Origin of the sequence: Euzebya tangerina, assembly GCF_003074135.1 — a bacterium.
Lineage (GTDB): Bacteria > Actinomycetota > Nitriliruptoria > Euzebyales > Euzebyaceae > Euzebya > Euzebya tangerina.
Genome location: NZ_PPDK01000001.1, coordinates 1,362,847 through 1,380,150, shown reverse-complemented (window position 1 = coordinate 1,380,150; position 17,304 = coordinate 1,362,847). Strand labels below are relative to the sequence as shown.

The following is a 17,304-nucleotide window of genomic DNA, read 5'->3' as shown; positions in this document are numbered from 1 at the left end:
AGAGAAGGAGTCAGCCATGACGACCTCACCCACCACCACACCCATCCACCAGGGCCACACGACGATGCGCGCTGTCGTCCAGGACCGCTATGGACCGCCCGAGACGCTGGAGGTCCGCAGCGTCGAGATGCCACAGATCGGCGACCTCGAGGTCCTCGTCGCCGTCGCCTCCGCGGGCATCGATCACGGCGCCTGGCATCTCATGACAGGCCTCCCCTACCCAACACGCCTCGCCTTCGGCCTCCGTCGACCCAAGACGCCGATCCCCGGCCTCGACCTTGCCGGGGTCGTCCGGGACGTCGGACCAGCGGTGACGCGGTTCGCCGCGGGCGACCGTGTCTTCGGACATGGGACGGGCACGTATGCCGAGTTCGCCGTCGCCCCCGAGACCAAGCTGGCGGCAATCCCGCGTGGCATGGACGTCGTCGACGCCGGCGCGCTGGCCGTGACCGGCTCGACCGCACTCCAGGCCGTGGATGTCCACGCCCGGGTCCGACCCGGAGACGAGGTCCTGGTGCTGGGTGCCTCCGGAGGGGTCGGCCACGTCGTCGTCCAGATCGCCAAGGCACGGAATGCCGTCGTGACGGGCGTCGCCCGGGGCGCGAAGCACGACCTGGTCCGCTCGCTGGGCGCTGACCGGGTCATCGACTACACGGTCACCGACCCGCTGGGCGAGGGCCGTCAGTACGACATCATCATCGACACCGGAGGCAACCGGTCACTGCGTGCGCTGCGTCGTGCCCTCTCCCCGTCCGGCAGCCTGGTCATCGTGGGTGGCGAGGGTGGTGGTCGCCTGCTCGGCGGGCTCGACCGGCAACTCCGGGCGCGGATCACCTCGGCCGTCGTCAGCCAGCGCCTGACGACCTTCATCGCGGCCGAGGACGCCGATCACCTGGAGCGCCTGGCGGACCTGGTCGACCGCGGCCTGGTCACCCCGATGGTGGATCGGACCTTCCCGTTGGACCACGTCGCCGACGCCTTCGCCCACCTCCGCTCAGGCCGAGCGCGCGGCAAGGTCGTGCTGGTCCCGAACGCTCACGAGACGTGAGTTGTCGGCGGAGGAACGCCGTGTGCCCGCCGAGCGTCGGATCGGCGGGCACACGCGCTCTCCCGAGAGGAAGGAGGGAGAGACGAACGTCACTCAGGCCAGGTGGCCTCGATCGCCTCGGCTGCGGTCTCAGCATCGACGTCGCCGATCACGAGGTCGACCCCTTGGGTCCAGAAGCTGCCGGCACCTACTTCATTGGGCATGAGGTCCGAGCCGTCGAAACGAGCGACCTCCGTGCCGGTCAGGATGTCGATGAAGCCCTGCTCCAGCGGCTGGTAGACGCTCATGTCCTGACCGCGGGCGGCAGACAGGTAGCCGGAGATGCTGCCCTCCAGCGCCTCGGTCTGGGCCAGTTGGCGTGCTTCGGCGTACTCGGCGCTGGCCATGTAGGTGACGACGGCGTGGACTGCAGGGTCATCGTTGAACACCGCGGCGAAGTTGCCGGCGGTCAGGACCGGGTTCTCATCACCGTCGCTCGGGAAGTAGAAGGCATCAACCGCGTTCGGGTCGTCCGGATCCGCAAAGGGTGTCCCGTCGGGGAAGAATCCCGCGAAGAAGTTGGCCTGCCGGTGCATCCAGCAGTTGCCGTCGAGGATCGGCTGCGCGTTGTCACCGAAGGCGGTGGCAGCGACCGAACCGCCTGACGCGAAGACGTTGTCGCCGGACCACAGGTCCACGACCGTCTGCATGGATTCGACGATCCGCTCGTCGTCGAAGGGGATCTCGTGGGACACCCACTGGTCGTACACCTCCGGACCGTGTTGCCGCAGGACGAGGTCTTCGGTCCAGTCGGTGAACGGCCAGCCCGTGGCGGCGCCGGACTCGATGCCGACGCAGAGCGGCGCCGGTCCGCCATCGGCCGCCATCTGGTCGACCAGGGCGGTGAACTCCTCGAGGGTCTGCGGCACCTCATAGCCGGCCTCGGTGAAGGCAGCCGGCTGGTACCACACCAGCGACTTGAGGTCGGTCTTGACCGGAACGCCGTAGAGCACGCCGTCCAACTCGACGTCGGTCTGGAAGCTCGCGTCCCAGTACTCATCGACCGCGGTGTTGGTCTCCTCGGCGAGCGGCACCACGAGCCCATCTCGGGCGAAGGCGATCAGCTTGCCGGGTTGCGGGAAGATGGAGATGTCGGGGGGATTGCCGCCCGAGACCTGGGTGTTGATGTTGGCCTCCCAGTCGGCATCGCCCAGGAACTCGATCTCGAGGTTGGCGCGCTCTTCGAAGCGGTCGAGCGCCGCGTTGATCGCGGTCACCGACGGCTCATCGCGCTCCGACCCGGTGATGGTGATCGACTGACCACCGAAGTCACGAGCACCGCCCTCACCGGCCGTTCCGCCGTCATCCTCGGCAGCGCCCTCGGTCACGGCACCACCGGCCTCCTCAGCTACCTCATCAGCAGGCTCCGAGGCAGGGGTGGCTGCCCGGTCGCCAGTGCTCTCCTCAGCACCGCCACAGGCAGCTGCCAAGAGGGCAAGGACGAGCAGCACTCCTTCGAGGCGTCCACGTGTTCTCATCGTCGGCTTCCAGTCGATCGTCGGTTCCGCCCCCGGCCAGGGGCGAGCGATGACGTATGTAACACCAACCTGCAATCGATTACAACACCACTTTCAAAGCGCTTTCGCCGAACCTTACCCATTGCAAGCGCAATCGTTTACTGACCAATCGTCAGTCTGCGCTGGCGCGGGCGATACTGGAGACCATGGTCGAGACATCCCGAGCCCTGCAGCGGAACCGCGAGGCCGCGAGCCGTGCGACCATGGCGGACGTTGCAGAGCGAGCTGGTGTGTCAGTCGCCACCGTCAGCCGAGCGCTGGCCAACAACCCCAATGTGGCGTCCGCGACCCGGCAGCGGGTTCAGCGGGCCGCTGAGGACCTCGCGTTTCGCCGCAACGAGGTCGCGTCGAACCTTCGTCGGGGAGCCACGCGGAACATCGCCGTGGCCGTCCCGGCCCTGAATCACTGGTACTCGGCTGAGGTCGTCTCCGGGGCCCAGACGTTCCTGGCGGACCGGGACTACGACACCGTCGTCGCGGTCATCGACGAGCCGGGAGGCCTCCGCCGACTCTTCGCTGACGCCGATCCGAGCCGCTCCCGGGTTGATGGCCTCGTGGTGGTCGATGTGCCGATCCCGGCCGACGCGCTGCGGGAGCTTCGGAGGATGGGCGTGCCGACGGCGACCACGGGACGCCTGGTTCCAGACGTCCCGGGTGTGATGATCGACGATGTCGCGGTCGGCAGGATGGCGACGGCCCACTTGTTGGCGCTCGGCCACTCGAGAATCGGTCTGATCAAGGGCGAGAGCCGCCCACCGTTCCAGTTCGACTCCTCCGAACGGCGCTATCAGGGGTTCCTGGAGGCACACGCACAGGGAGATCTCGAACCCGCCGGTCTCGAAGCCAGCGGCAACTACAGCCTTCGCGGCGGCTACGACGCAGCCCGCCAGCTGCTGGGGCGGCGTGGCAGACCGCCGACCGCGCTGTTCTGCATGTCGGATCGGATGGCAGTCGGCGCGCTGATCGCGCTGCGGGAGATGGGTCTCGCCGTCCCGGCAGACGTGTCGGTCGTCGGCGTCGACGGCCATCAACTCGCCGATGCTTATGGGCTGAGCACCGTTCGGCAACCGGTCCCAGCGATCGGCGCCACCGGAGCAGAGCTGCTCCTGGAGTGCCTGGCTGACCCGGCGACGAACCGTCATGTGGTGTTGCCCGCCGACTTGCTCATTCGCGAGACCACGGGAACACCGCCATGAGTGGGCAACCGAGCTCTTCGGCTCCGGCGACGCTCGAGGACGTCGCCCGACACGCCGGCGTGTCCATCGCGACGGCCAGTCGGGCTCTCCGTGGCATGGAGAACGTCGCTCCCAGCACGGCCGCCGCCGTCTTGTCTGCTGCGACCGAACTTGCCTATCGGCCCAACGCCCAGGCCCGAAGCCTGCGGGCACGCGCGAACCGTGCGGTGGCCATCGTTCTGCGATCGCTCCAGCCCTGGTACGACCGCGAGATCCTCTCTGCCATCCACACCCGACTGTTCGAGGCGGGCTACGACACCGTGGCGATGGCGGCCGAAGACCCGACCATCCTCCCCACGGGGGTCGTCGGCGGTGTGACGGACGGACGGGTGGATGGTGCGATCGTGGTCAACCAGGATCTTCAACCACCCACGATGGAACGACTTCGTGGCTGGAACGTCCCCGTGGTGTTCGTCGGCGGACGCGAGCATGAGGGCTTCTCGTCCGTTCGGATCGACGACAAGCAGGTCGCCGAGTCGGCAACGACGCACCTGATCGATGCGGGCCACACCCGCGTGGCACTGGTGGCGGGCAGAGAACTCTCCACGTGCGCAGGGTCGGTCGTGGCCCAGCGCCGCGCCGGCTACCTGGCCGCGATGAACGCCGCGGGCATCGGCGACCAGGTCATCGAGGCAGCCGGGGAGTTCACCATCGCGGGCGGCCGGGCGGCCGCAGCCGCGCTCCTCAGCCGTGCGCGCCTTCCCTCGGCCATCTACTGCATGTCCGACTATCTGGCAGTCGGAGTCATCCAGACCCTTCGGTCGTTGGGTCTGACGGTGCCCGGAGACGTCGCGGTCGTCGGCACCGATGGCGACGAGATCGCCGAACTCGCCGGCCTCTCGACGGTTGAGCAGCCAATCGATCAGATCGGTGGCACAGCAGCCCGGCTTCTCCTGACCGAGATGGCCGAGGGTGCCCCGCCCGAACGGCATGTCATGCCGACGAGGCTGGTCATCCGCACCAGCAGCACGTCGGCCGATGGGCCGTCGACTGGTTGACGAAGCGGTAACCCCGCAGGACTACTCTTGGAGGCCATGAAGGTCACCGAGCACTACGCCCAGGCCGAGCGGCCGCTGTTCTCCTACGAGATCATCCCGCCGAAGCGGGGCAGCTCCGTCGCCGACGTCCTGGCCGTGGTGGACGACCTGGCCCCCTATGATCCGCCCTTCATCGACGTCACGAGCCATGGGGCGGAGGTGACCTACGAGGAGCAGTCGGACGGCACCGTGCAGAAGCGGACCACACGGAAGCGACCCGGGACCCTCGGTCTGTGTGCTGCCATCCAGTACCGCTTCGGCATCGACGCCGTCCCCCACATCCTCTGCCGCGGGTTCACCCAGGAGGAGACCGAGGATGCGCTGATCGAGCTCAACTACCTCGGCATCCACAACCTCCTCGCGGTCCGCGGCGACGAGACCGGGAAGCGGGCCGACACCCGGGCGGACCGGACGGTCAACGAGTACGCCAGCGACCTCGTCGCTCAGATCAGCGACATGAACGAGGGCCGGTACCTCGCTGACCTTCTCGACGCCGCACCGACGGACTTCTGTGTGGGCGTCGGCGGGTATCCAGAGACCCACGTCGACTCGCCGAACGCGAGCTGGGACATCGAGCACCTCAAGCAGAAGGTCGAGGCCGGTGCGGACTACGTCGTCAGCCAGATGTTCTTCGACAACCGCCACTTCCTCGACTGGGCCAAGCGCTGCCGGGAAGCTGGCATCGGCGTGCCGATCGTGCCGGGCCTGAAGATCCTGACCTCGAAGCGGCAGCTCAGCCTGCTGCCCCGCAGCTTCTACACCGAGATCCCGGAGGCGCTGGCGGACGAGGCAATGGCCGCTCCGGACGGCCAGGTCGCCGACGTCGGCGTGGCCTGGGCCCGCGAGCAGGCCGAGGAGCTGCTGGAGGCCGGCGTCCCCGGCATCCACTTCTACATCATGTCGACGGCCCGCCACGTGGTGCGGGTCGCCGAGCCTCTCCGCGACCTCGTGGGCTGAGGCCTACCGCACGCCGAGTATGTCCCCTCGGTTCGGCATGCGGGACGGAGAGGACACCATTCGGGTCGCCGGTGAACCGGGCGGCCCGTCCGCGCGTTCTGGGACCGATCAGTCGAACAGCATCCGGACCTGGTCCGGGTTCTCCTCGCCGATCAGCGGACCCAGCCAGGCGGCGCTGCGCTGCGGGTCGCCGGCGATCTGCTCCAGGGTCTCCAGCCGGCTGCCGGCCTCCAGCGTGGTGAAGGACGGGTGGGCCTCCGCCACCTGGGACAGCTCGCCGCGCATGTGCGGGTGGAGGTGCGCCAGGTGACCCAGCAGCAGCCCGTAGGCACAGGCGCGCGCGGCCTCGGCCTGCGGCTGTGACGTCCAGGCCCGGTTGATGCGGCTGAGGCGTGGGTCGACCTGCGCCGCGACCTCGTCCACCCACTCCTGGATGTCGTCGTCAACGCCGGCGCGACTGTTGGCGACGAGGTTGGCGTCCGAGGGCTCCCCCTCCTCGATCGCACCGCCGACCGGCTCGGCCGACTCTGCGGCTGGCTGCGCGGCTGCTTCAGCTGAGGCGGCGGCCTCCTCCGGGGCCCACTGGCCATCCGTCCCCGCAGCGCCGGCATCCTCGACCCCGGCATCCTCAGAGCCTCCGTCGGGCTCGTCGGTTGGTGGGTCCCACTCGGTCTCACCGTCGGTCGAGACGTGCCCCGTCCAGGTCTCGCCGTCCCAGTAGCGGAACTGGAACCGCCCCGACGGGTCCTGATACCAATCGGCTGCTGGTGCCTCTGACTGACTCACGAGGTCTCCTCGTCAAAATCCTGCTGGTGGGTTGCGCCCGAGGCTAGCCCATCAGCTCGAGAATTCGCGCCGACGCTTTCGAAGCTCCCGATCCAGGAGATCAGCGATGGGATGCTCGCCGAAGGTCCACGATCCCACCCGGGCGACGGCCGTCGCCGGCCGGAGGGAGGAGGAGATGATCACCTCATCCGCAGTGGCCAGCTCAGCCAGCGGCCAGTGCCCGTAGAGGACCTCGATGCCCCGGTCACCCGCGATCTCGAGGAGCGTCCGCCGTGAGATCGAGTCGACGATGCCGAGGTCGACGGAGGGGGCATGAAGCACGCCACCCGACGCAAAGACCACACCGAACGTCGGCCCCTCCAGGATCCAGGCATCGGGATGGCTGATCAGCAGTGCGTCATCGGCGCCGTCGCGCACCGCCAGCCGACCAGCCGTCATGTTCGGCCCGTACGACATGGTCTTGGCTCCGGCGGGATGGTACGCCGCGGGGGGTTGGATCCACGGCGCTGGCTGGGGGCTGAGCACACGAACCGTCCCCCGCTCCGGCAGCGCCGAGAGGGTGACGATCCGACTGCCCGTCGCTGTGACGTACAGCCGGAGGGCGGCGTCGGCCGCCACGCCGTCGAGCACGGCCCTCGCGTCGGCCAGCAAGTCCTCACGGGGAGGCGGGTCCAAGGCGATGGCGGCGGCCGAGGCCTCCAGACGATCCAGGTGGTCCTCCAGCCGGAAGGCCCGACCGCCCCACACGCCGACCGTCTCGAACGCGCCGTCCCCGCGGGCGACGCCAGCGTCGGTCACGGCGAGGGCGGCGTCCGCCAGTGGACAGGACACGCCGTTGATGCGCGCGGTCTGGCGCGTGGCAGGCAACGGTGCGGCATGCGGCTCGGAGGAGGCGATGGTCACGGCTGGACGATCGTACCGACGCGGACCGATGCGGGGATCGTGGGGAATGCCGACAGGCCGACACCGAAGTCGGCGGGCATCGGCGAGAGCGCCCCAGCGTCCTCCCCCGCGACCAACAGTTGGGCGTCACGAAGGCGCCGCCAGTCGTCGGCCCCGTAGAACTCGGTCTGGCCGCCCGGCGCGACACCGGCGGCACGCACGCCGGCGCCCCCACCCAGGAGACGCCCGATGACCGGTCGAGCCAGTTGGTCCTCGATGCGGATCCAGCTCGGAGCGCGTCGCAGGACGCGTGGTCGGAGGGCGAACAGCAGGGATTGCCACTGCCGTCCGGCGAGGACCGCGGTGAGGTGGAGCGGCCCCGCCACGACGTCGAGGAAGTCGCCGCGCACGCCGCCACTGATCGGACCGACCCGGACCTCGTCGAACGCGTACAGGCCGTCCACGTAGGTGGCGACGTCTGTGGTGGGGGCGAGCAGGATCCGACGGCCCGCATCGGTCCGCCACATGACGTCGATGAAGGTCCCGAGCGGCGACCGGGCCCACGTCCCGACCACCACGGCATCGCCGCTGGCGAACGCCGCGGCGGTGATCGCACCCTCGAACAGGTGGTGATGGGTGGTCGGTGCCATGGGGATGGTGGTGATCTCGCGTCGGGGTGAGGGCGGTGTTGTGGACCGGCCTCGCTTTGGGGAGGATCGCACACATGAGCACCCCGCCGACGTCCGTGTACCTCGCCGCAGTCCAACCCCAGGCGGGCAAGTCGATGGTTGCGCTCGGCCTGATGGAGCTGTTCTCCCGCCGGGTGGACGACGTCGGGTACTTCCGACCGGTGGCCAGCGGCGAGGCCGACCACCGCATGGCACTGATGCGCGACCGCTACCAGTTGGGCGACCGGGCCACGTACGCCTACACCGACGAGCAGGTCGACGCCATGCTGGCCGAGGGCCGGCGCGACGAGATCTTCAAGGGCATGATCGCCGCCTACCGCGACCTGGCCGAGAGCTGCAGCATCGTGCTGATCGAGGGGACGGACCAGACCGGATCCCGGTCGGCACTCGAGTTCGACTTCAACGCCAAGGTCGCCAACCACCTGGGCGCATCCGTGGTTGCGGTGGTCAACGGCTCGGGCCAGACGACCGACGACATCGCCGAGTCAGCCGAGGTCACCGCCCAGGCGCTGGACGGCGAGGGCGTGGCGACCAGTGCCATCGTGCTCAACCGGGTGCCTCCGGAGCAGGTGGACGCGGTCCGGGACCTCCTCGCCGACACCAGCCCGTTGACCGCCGTCATCCCCGAGCACCAACGACTCGGGATGCCGACGCTGGCGGAGATCCTCGACAGCCTCGACGCCACCGAGATCCATGCGGGCAGGGGCACCACCGACGTCGAGGTGTCCTCCTTCAAGGTGGCGGCGATGTCGCTGCCGAACATGCTGGACCGGATCGATGCGGCCGAGCTCATCATCGCGCCCGGGGACCGGCCTGATGTGCTGGTCGGCGCGTTGGCCAGTCGACTCGCCGACACCTATCCGGACGCGGCCGGTGTCCTGCTGTCGGGCGGCATCACCCCCGCGCCGCAGATCATGAAGTTGCTGGAAGGCCTCGGAGGCGTGCCCATCCCCGTCTACGCGGTGCCGACTGACACCTATGAGACCGCCAAGGCCGTCTCGAACGTCGCCGGCGTCATCACCGCGACCTCCGAGCGGAAGATCGCGACGGCGCTGGGGTTGTTCGAAGAGCACGTGGACACCGAGGAGTTGCTGGCCCAGTTCGAGTTGACCCGGTCCGATCGTGTGACCCCGCTGATGTTCGAGTACGACCTGATCGAGCGGGCCCGGGCCGATCGGCGGCACATCGTGCTGCCGGAGGGAACCGATGAGCGGATCGTCAAGGCTGCGGCCCTGCTGCTGCGTCGGCAGGTGGTCGACCTCACGCTGCTGGGGTCGGTCGAGGAGATCCGCCGGACGGCCTCGGCAGTGGGAGTCGACCTGAGCGGTGCTTCGATGATCGATCCCGACAGCGAGGCGGCCGAGGAGACCCGCGAGCGATACGCGCAGGCCTACGTCGAGGCCCGCAAGCACAAGGGCATGGTGCTGGACCGGGCGCTCGAAGTGATGGGGGACGTCTCCTACTTCGGGACGATGATGGTCCACCTGGGGGACGCCGACGGGATGGTCAGCGGTGCCGCCCACACCACGGCGCACACGATCCGCCCCTCGTTCGAGTTCGTGCGGACCCGGCCGGGGGTCGAGAACGTCTCCAGCGTCTTCCTGATGTGCCTGGCCGACCGCGTGCTGGTGTACGGCGACTGCGCGATCATCCCGAACCCCACGGCGGAGCAACTCGCCGACATCGCCATGTCGTCGGCCCAGACGGCACGGACGTTCGGCATCGACCCGGTCGTGGCGATGCTGTCGTACTCGACCGGTGGGTCCGGGGCCGGCGAGGACGTCGACCGGGTCAGGCAGGCCACGAAGCTGGTGAAGGAGCGCAACCCGGACTTCCCGGTGGAGGGTCCGATCCAGTACGACGCCGCGATCGACGCGGGTGTGGGGCAGAAGAAGCTGCCGGACTCCGACGTGGCCGGCCGCGCGACCGTGTTCGTCTTCCCCGACCTGAACACGGGCAACAACACCTACAAGGCGGTGCAGCGCTCCGCGCGAGCTGTGGCGATCGGCCCGGTCCTGCAGGGTCTGAACAAACCCGTGAACGACCTCTCCCGCGGCTGTCTGGTCGCCGACATCGTGAACACGGTGGCGATCACGGCGGTGCAGGCGCAGATGGAGCTGGCGCAGCCGCCGGAGAATCCAACCGGCTCGGACGCGTCATGACCGTTCTTGTCCTGAACTGCGGCAGCTCCTCGATCAAGTACGAGGTCTTCACACCCGAGGGTGACGGTGATCCGTTGGACACCCTTCAGGCGGTGACCGGCGGCATCGTCGAGGGGATCGGTGAGGCGGGCAGCCAGGTCCCCGACCACGCCGCGGGGCTGGATGCGATCGCGAGCCGCCTGCGCGAGGAGGGCCTGCTCGACGACCTCTCGGTGATCGGCCATCGGGTGGTCCACGGCGGCGAGGCCTTCACCCAACCGACCATTGTGGACGATGCGGTCATCGAGACGCTGGAGCAGCTCTCGCCGCTTGCGCCGCTGCACAACCCGCCGATCCTGGAGGGCATCCGTGTGGCCCGCGCGCTCAGACCGGACCTGCCCCACGTGGCCGTCTTCGACACCGCGTTCCACGGCACCCTGCCGCAGGAGGCGTACCGCTACGCCGTCCCGCAGAACTGGTACGACGACCACGGCGTCCGCCGCTACGGCTTCCACGGCACCTCCCACGACTACGTTGCCCGCCGAGCGGCCCAGGCCCTCGGTCGCCCGCTGGGTGTCCTCAAGCTGATCACCCTGCACCTAGGCAACGGCGCCTCGGCGTGTGCCGTTGACGGCGGCCGATCAGTGGACACCTCGATGGGCCTCTCACCACTGGAGGGGCTGGTGATGGGGACGCGGAGCGGGGACGTCGACCCCACGGTGATCTTCCACCTGCTCCGGGAGGGCCTCTCCCCCGGCGAGGTGGAGACGGCGCTCAACCGACAGTCCGGCCTGGTCGGCCTGTCCGGCTCCAACGACATGCGAGCGGTGGAGGCGGCCGCAGCCGACGGGGATCCCGCCGCAGAGCTCGCCATCCAGGTGGCCGCTCACCGGCTGCGGAAGTACGTCGGTGCGTACATCGCGGTCCTGGGTGGGCTGGACGCGGTGGTGTTCACCGGCGGCATCGGCGAGCACTCGGCCCGGATGCGAGCAGCTGTCGTCGAGCCGTTGGGCCACCTGGGTCTGTCACTGGACGCCGCGGTGAACGCGTCCTGCAACGCCAGCGATGGGCCGGTCGACATCGGCACGGGTTCAGCGGCCGTGCTGGTGGTCGCCACGGACGAGGAGCGGATGATCGCCGCTCAGTCCCTGGAGTGCGTGTCCTCTGGGTCCTGATGGCCCGACTGAGCGGACACGCTGCGTGCGGGGGGTCAGTCCGGGATCACGATGGTGCTGGTCGGTGAGCTCGACACCTCGGCAGTGTCGAGATCGAAGCCCGACCACCACCGCACCTTCTCGGGCTGCAGTTTCGGCTTCGGGCCGCTCGTCGTGACGGTGCCGCTGAGCGATATGCCCGCCACCTCCGTGGGGCGGAACCCGGGGTCGTGATCCAACACGGCGGTGACCGCGCTGCCGTCCTGCAGCACCATCCCCTTCGGCACCACCAGGCTGAACCCCGCGCCCCACACCGCCGGCATGAGGCCGAGCACCCCGTCCGCCTGCGTGGCGAGCACAACCCGACGAGCACCACCCAGCGAGCGGCGGATCTCGGGGGGCACCTCGGTCGGCAGCCCCGGTGCGATGCCCTTGCCGATCCCGGGTGGGACGACGGACTGGTGGTCCTCGAGGGCCACCCGGACCAGGACACGGTTGGGCGGCAGGAACTCCCGCGGAATCTTCGGCGCGTCGGTCAGGTACCCGACCATGGACTGGGCGTTCTTCAACATCAGCGCCGCTTGCGCGGCCGCCAGGATCCCCGCGTGGGTGGCCAGGCCGACAGGATCGGCCAGACCGAAGACCCTCGCCTGACCGCGGGCGACCAGCCCGTCGTCGCCGTCGTCCACGGGCGGGACGTAGAGTGCGCACTCACCGTTGCCGCCCAGCATCCTGGCCTTGACCGAGGCGCTGGAGGTGGAGAACCAGACATTGCGACCGTCCCACCAGAACGCCATCGGTGAGAGGAGCGGTACGGTTCGCCCCGGCCAGGCGAGCACCACGCGCTTCGCGTCATCCAGCAGGTCGGCCATGGCCAGGACCCTTCCCACTCTTCCCGATCCGTACCCCGAGCCCATGACCGCGACAGGCACCTGATGACAACCGACGCCTGGGCCTATCGGGTGACCGGCCTGGATCTGGAGACCGTGTCCGATGCGCTGACGCTAGGAGGCATCGAGACGGCAGGGTTGAGCGAGGACGGCTTCGTGACGACCGTGTGGTTCACCGAGCGGCCCGACGACGCGCTGCCGGTGGAGGGGGTTTGGGAGTACGTACGCCAGACGGACTGGTCGCAGGAGTGGAAGCGTGGGTTGACGCCGGTGACCGTCGGGCGGGTCACGATCTTGCCGGCAGCAGACGCCGTGGCAGATCCGGCCGGCGGCGCGGACCACATCGTGCTGGTGATCGAGCCGGGCCTGGCGTTCGGGACCGGCCACCATGAGACGACCACCGGCTGTCTCCAGGCTCTGCAGGCGCAGGACCTGCGTGGCCGCCACGTGGTCGACATCGGCACCGGGACCGGCGTTCTGGCACTGGCTGCGCGTGCCCTGGGGGCGGCGCGGGTCACCGGCGTCGACCTCGACCCCCAGGCCATCGAGGTCGCGCAAGCCAACGTGGCCGCCCACGATCTCGATCAGATCAGCCTGCGCGTCGGCTCGTGTGCGGAGGTCGAGGCGGCCGGCGACGTCGTCGTCGCCAACATCATCACCGACCTGCTGCTGGCCATCGCCGAGGACCTCGTGGCTCTCCTGGCACCAGGCGGCACGGTCATCACCTCCGGTGTGGCCGTCGGCAGGGAGGCGGAAGCCGTCCACCGGTTCGAGCGGCTGGGCGTGACGATGGCGGTGACCTCCGGTGCCGAGTGGGCGGTGCTGGTCGGCCACCGCGCTGGCGAGGTCGCGACAGCGCGCGGAAGAAAGCCCAACGCCCCGAGGTGATCCTCGGGGCGTTGGGTGATGTGTCGAGCCGCCGCGCCCAACACATCGCCGGGCGACATGAACCGCCGTGTCCATCTCGCCGGCGTCGAGATAGGTCGTTGTACGTCAGAGTGTTCGGCAGGTTGGCGGCGGAGTCTGTGCCTAAATTCACAAAAGAATTAACTAGTCGTCCTGGGTGATGCGCTCGAGCAGGTCGGTGTCGAGGCCACGCCGCAGGACCACGTCCCCATCGGCCAGCCACTCGAGGGGAACGGTGACGACCGCATCCCTGGCCAGAGGAGCGCCGACGCTCCACAGCGCTTCGGGCGATTCCGCAGCCAGCGTGCGCAGGGTGACCGCGACCGCGACGGCCTCGGACTGCTCGACCGCGGCGGGATACTCCAGCAGGACCATCCCGGTGGAGGGTCCCCCCTCCTCCGCGGGGAGGGTGACCACGGAGACCGTGACGTCCCCCGGCCTGCCGACGAGTGCCGAGCTGGCGCCGACCAGCTCCTGCCGGGTCACCGACAGGCTCCTCCCTCCGCGCTCCACGGCGGCCAACTGCTCGAGGTCCCCGATCGCGATGAGGTCGCGAACCCCTCCGGCATCGCTGGTCACCCCGGTTGCGATCGCGATGGCCGGCATCCCGATGAACCCCTCCAACTCGGCAGGCCGTTCGAAGATCTCCCAGGCAGGATCCTCCGAGGTGGCGCTGGCGGTCGAGGGAAAGCCCAGATCGCGCAGTCGCTCGGCCACGGCCCCGAACCCACGACCGGTCACCACCCGCAGCGCCGGGGCACCGGTCCGCCCCACCGCTTGGACCTGATCCGGGTCGAGTTGGAGTGCCTCCAGCAGCTGCTCGTGCCCCTCGGTGTCCGCACGGACGTGGAGCCCAGCGGCGGCCACCTCGGCCGGCACGTGGCCGATGAGGTCGAGGACGGGATCCTGGGTCGGGCTCGACGGGCCACAGCCGACCAGGACCACCAGCGCCGCAGCCAGCAGCAGACGACTGGTCAGACGGGACACGATCGGCGGCATGCAGTCCGGCAGCTGGGCATCGGCTGGACGCTAACATCCCCGCGATGGGTCACTGCGGACATGAGGCGGGTCACGCACTCGGCCTCCGCAACAACGCCGCTCGGCTGCCCGGTTGGGCGGCGACACCGGCGTGAGGGAGCCACCCGTCGAGATCACGCTCGACGGCTGGGCGCACGGCGGCCAGGCCGTCGGTCGGCTGCCCGACGGCCGTGCCTGCTTCGTTCCCCGTGCCATCCCGGGCGAGCGCGTCCGAGTGGCTGTCCACACCGTGAAGAAGCGGCACGCGGTCGCCGACCTCCTCGAGGTCCTGACTCCCAGCCCGCATCGCGTCGACCCGCCCTGCCCGCTGTACGAGGGCTGTGGCGGCTGCCAACTGCAGCACGTCGACCCGGCACACCAACTGGCCCTGAAGCGGCGGGTCGTGATCGAGCAACTGCAGCGACTCGGCGGCGTCATCGATCCCCCCGTCGCCGACGTGATCACACCAACCAGCGGCTGGCCGGCTGGCTACCGCTCGTGGGCGCGGATGGCGGTCAGCGACGGCGGTGTTCTGGGCTTCCGCAGGCCGCGCGCCCACACGGTCCAGCCCGTCGACGAGTGCCTGCTGCTCCAGCCGGACGCCCAGCAGCTCCGTGAGCGGGCAGGCGACGACTGGGCCGGCGCCACCGAGGTCACGCTCCTCGCCGGGAGCGACGGCCAGGTCGTCGCCGTCACAACAGCCGACCCGCCCGGCGAAGTCCACGGCGGACCAGCCGACGACCCGCGCCTCGGCATCGTCGTCGATGGCCGAGTGCAACAGCCACCGTCGTCCATCCAGGTCTCCGTCCACGGCATCAGCCTGGTCGCCACGGCCGGGTCGTTCTTCCAAGCCGGATGGTCGGGTGCGGAGGCGCTGGTCGAGGCGGTGCTGGCTGCCGTGGACATCCGACCCGATGACACCGTCGCCGACCTGTACGCCGGCGGCGGTCTGCTGTCGGTCTTCCTGGCTGCGCACGCTGCCCACCTGATCGCTGTCGAAGCCGACCCCGTCGCCGCCGACGATGCCCGCACCAATCTCTCCCACGCCGACCGACGCGAGGGCAGCTCGCGGCCCGGCCACGCCGGCAGCACCGAGGTTCGCGCCACCACCGTCGAGCGGTGGCTGGCATCCAACGACGCCACCGTGGATGTCGTGGTCCTCGACCCACCCCGGCCGGGCGCCGGCGCCGAGGTGGTGCGGGGGCTCCTCGGCCTCGAACCACGGCAGATCGTCTACGTGGCGTGTGACCCCGCGGCGCTGGCCCGGGACACCCGCACACTGCTCGCGGGCGGTTACGCACTGCAGTCGGTCCAGCCCTTGGACCTCTTCGGGCACACGGCCCACGTGGAGGCCGTCGCGGTCTTCACCATCGCTGACCCGCCGACGGGAGGCTGATGGCCGGCCGACAGGGCGTGTTCTGGCGCAGCCTGCTCGTGCTGATCCTCGTGCTCAGCCTGATCGCGGCCGGAATCTGGTACGCCGAGCCGCAGCTGGTCGTCGGCGACCCCCTGCCCCGCGCGGTCGCAGGCGTGGTCGGCGAGAAGCCGGCCCCCCTCAAACGTCGGCTGGTCGGGGAGACCGCCAAACCCGGCCTGGTCCAGTTGGCCGACACCGCTGCACCGGTCAGCGTGCCGGATCCTCCAGCGCCCGACGCCCAACCAGCACCACTCACGCTGGCACTGCTCGACGCGATCGAGCAGGCCGGGGCGGCTGGCCAGTCCTCGGTCCACGTCATGGACGCCGAGGGGCAGATCGTCTTCGACTTCGAGGGTGGCACGCCTCGCATCCCCGCCTCCACGTCCAAGCTGGTCACCGCAGCGATGGCGTTGACGACGTTCGGGCCCGACCACCGGTTCGTCACACGGGCAGCCTCGACCACCACACCCGTCGAGGGCGTGATCGACGGCGATCTGGTGCTCATCGGCGGCGGCGACCCGACCCTCGTGTCACGCACCTTCATCGAGCTGGAGACCAACCCCGAGCGTCCGCAGACACCGCTGGACGGCCTCGCCGACCAGATCGTCGCGGCGGGCATCATCCAGATCGACGGCGGTGTCGTCGGCGATCCGTCCTACCTGCAGGGCGAGACGCTGGCCAACGGCTGGCCGCCGAACTACCTGGAGGACCTGGATGCCACGCCCATCACGGGTCTCACCATCGACCAGGGCATCCAGTTCTTCGAGCAGGACGGAGTCCCGCAGGCGCGCGCGGCGCCCGACCCGGCGCTCGAGGCAGCAGCCGCGCTCAGCGCGGCCCTGATCGAGCGCGGCGTCGTCATCGCCGGTGAGCCGCAGGTCATCCGACCGGAGGAGGAACTGACAACGGCTGTTGACCTGGCGGCTGTGGAGTCCCCACCGCTGTCCGTGCTGCTCACGCGGATGGTCCGCAGCAGTGACAACCACATCGCTGACACCGTCTTCCGCGCCGTCGGCCGGCACTCGGTCGGCGACGGCAGCTTCGACGACGCCGAGACGCAGATCCCGACGCTGCTCGCGGACCTCGAGTTGGACTGGTCCACCTCGCTGGTGCAGGACGGCTCGGGACTGTCGCGTGCGTCGACGATCCCTGCGGCGGTGTTGACGACCCTCAACTACCGGATGACCAACTCAAGCGTGGGGGCGCTGTGGCAGGACCTCATGGCCGTCGCCGGGGAGTCGGGCACGCTGGAGCGGCGTCTGGTCGGGTCCATCGCCGAGCTCCGACTGCGCGGCAAGACCGGATCCTTGGGCGACGTCCGAGCTCTGTCGGGAGCGGTCGTGGGTCCTGACGGGCAGCCGCTGTACTTCACCGTGATGAGCAATGCCCTCACCCCGGACCAACGTGACAACGCACGTCGCCTGCAGGATCTCGTCGTCCTCGCCCTCAGCGCCGAGCTGTACGGCTGCCAGCCGGTGCCACCACCTCCACCCGAGGTCCCAGCCGGGCCGGACGAGTTGCCTCCCCTCCCGTCCCACAGCTGCTGAGCAGGCGGCCCGCGAGCGGTTGTATGCTCGCCCCGCACACTA

At 69.6% G+C, this 17,304-nt stretch carries 15 protein-coding genes; 9 read left to right on the top strand and 6 right to left on the bottom strand.

Translation table 11 applies throughout. The annotated features are described in order from the left end of the window. Positions 1-16: 16 nt before the first annotated feature. The gene (locus C1746_RS06360; protein WP_205711738.1) at positions 17-1,048 is read left to right on the top strand and encodes an NAD(P)-dependent alcohol dehydrogenase; all 1,032 of its coding nucleotides are present in this window, start codon (positions 17-19) and stop codon (positions 1,046-1,048) included. Between the two features lie 89 nt (positions 1,049-1,137). On the opposite strand, the gene C1746_RS06355 is transcribed toward C1746_RS06360, so the two are convergent. After that, on the bottom strand, positions 1,138-2,565 hold the full coding sequence (locus tag C1746_RS06355) for an ABC transporter substrate-binding protein (RefSeq protein WP_116713807.1): 1,428 nt from the start codon (positions 2,563-2,565) through the stop codon (positions 1,138-1,140). A 185-nt stretch (positions 2,566-2,750) separates the two neighbouring features. On the opposite strand from C1746_RS06355, the gene C1746_RS06350 reads away from it, so the two are divergent. From C1746_RS06350 to C1746_RS06340, 3 genes are read left to right on the top strand one after another with little or no spacing between them, the layout of a single operon-like run. Then, complete coding sequence (locus tag C1746_RS06350) at positions 2,751-3,800, top strand: LacI family DNA-binding transcriptional regulator (RefSeq protein WP_116713806.1); 1,050 nt, start codon at positions 2,751-2,753, stop codon at positions 3,798-3,800. After that, positions 3,797-4,837, top strand: coding sequence for a LacI family DNA-binding transcriptional regulator (locus tag C1746_RS06345; protein ID WP_116713805.1), 1,041 nt, complete (start codon positions 3,797-3,799; stop codon positions 4,835-4,837). The genes C1746_RS06350 and C1746_RS06345 overlap by 4 nt, the downstream gene beginning before the upstream one ends. Positions 4,838-4,873: 36 nt before the next feature. Continuing rightward, positions 4,874-5,833 (top strand): methylenetetrahydrofolate reductase, encoded by a 960-nt coding sequence (locus C1746_RS06340; RefSeq protein ID WP_116713804.1) that lies wholly within the window; start codon positions 4,874-4,876, stop codon positions 5,831-5,833. 108 nt (positions 5,834-5,941) lie between these two features. On the opposite strand, the gene C1746_RS06335 is transcribed toward C1746_RS06340, so the two are convergent. From C1746_RS06335 to C1746_RS06325, 3 genes are read right to left on the bottom strand one after another with little or no spacing between them, the layout of a single operon-like run. Then, a complete protein-coding gene (locus C1746_RS06335) occupies positions 5,942-6,619 on the bottom strand; it encodes a DUF2510 domain-containing protein (RefSeq protein WP_116713803.1) in 678 nt (225 codons plus the stop codon). Positions 6,620-6,670: 51 nt separating this feature from the next. Next, entirely contained in the window at positions 6,671-7,522 is an 852-nt protein-coding gene (locus C1746_RS06330) for an aminotransferase class IV (protein ID WP_162867450.1), read from the bottom strand. Then, positions 7,519-8,151, bottom strand: coding sequence for a hypothetical protein (locus C1746_RS06325; protein WP_116713801.1), 633 nt, complete (start codon positions 8,149-8,151; stop codon positions 7,519-7,521). The genes C1746_RS06330 and C1746_RS06325 overlap by 4 nt, the downstream gene beginning before the upstream one ends. A 74-nt stretch (positions 8,152-8,225) precedes the next feature. Between C1746_RS06325 and pta the strand changes: the two genes are divergently transcribed. Both pta and C1746_RS06315 read left to right on the top strand, forming a co-directional pair. Further along, positions 8,226-10,352: a phosphate acetyltransferase gene (gene pta, locus C1746_RS06320; RefSeq protein ID WP_116713800.1), complete on the top strand. Its 2,127-nt coding sequence runs from the start codon at positions 8,226-8,228 to the stop codon at positions 10,350-10,352. After that, on the top strand, positions 10,349-11,506 hold the full coding sequence (locus C1746_RS06315; RefSeq protein WP_116713799.1) for an acetate/propionate family kinase: 1,158 nt from the start codon (positions 10,349-10,351) through the stop codon (positions 11,504-11,506). The genes pta and C1746_RS06315 overlap by 4 nt, the downstream gene beginning before the upstream one ends. Positions 11,507-11,541: 35 nt before the next feature. On the opposite strand, the gene C1746_RS06310 is transcribed toward C1746_RS06315, so the two are convergent. After that, on the bottom strand, positions 11,542-12,357 hold the full coding sequence (locus C1746_RS06310) for a hypothetical protein (protein WP_116713798.1): 816 nt from the start codon (positions 12,355-12,357) through the stop codon (positions 11,542-11,544). A 63-nt stretch (positions 12,358-12,420) separates the two neighbouring features. Here C1746_RS06310 and C1746_RS06305 point away from each other — a divergent pair, with 63 nt between their 5' ends. Continuing rightward, positions 12,421-13,263, top strand: coding sequence for a 50S ribosomal protein L11 methyltransferase (locus tag C1746_RS06305; RefSeq protein ID WP_116713797.1), 843 nt, complete (start codon positions 12,421-12,423; stop codon positions 13,261-13,263). 162 nt (positions 13,264-13,425) lie between these two features. On the opposite strand, the gene C1746_RS06300 is transcribed toward C1746_RS06305, so the two are convergent. Next, a complete protein-coding gene (locus C1746_RS06300; RefSeq protein WP_116713796.1) occupies positions 13,426-14,280 on the bottom strand; it encodes a hypothetical protein in 855 nt (284 codons plus the stop codon). A gap of 130 nt (positions 14,281-14,410) precedes the next feature. Between C1746_RS06300 and C1746_RS06295 the strand changes: the two genes are divergently transcribed. Together C1746_RS06295 and dacB are read left to right on the top strand one after the other, a co-directional pair. Continuing rightward, on the top strand, positions 14,411-15,694 hold the full coding sequence (locus tag C1746_RS06295; RefSeq protein WP_162867449.1) for a class I SAM-dependent RNA methyltransferase: 1,284 nt from the start codon (positions 14,411-14,413) through the stop codon (positions 15,692-15,694). Next, positions 15,694-17,262 (top strand): D-alanyl-D-alanine carboxypeptidase/D-alanyl-D-alanine endopeptidase, encoded by a 1,569-nt coding sequence (gene dacB / locus C1746_RS06290; RefSeq protein ID WP_116713794.1) that lies wholly within the window; start codon positions 15,694-15,696, stop codon positions 17,260-17,262. Before C1746_RS06295 ends, dacB begins: the two co-directional genes overlap by 1 nt. Positions 17,263-17,304: the final 42 nt, after the last annotated feature.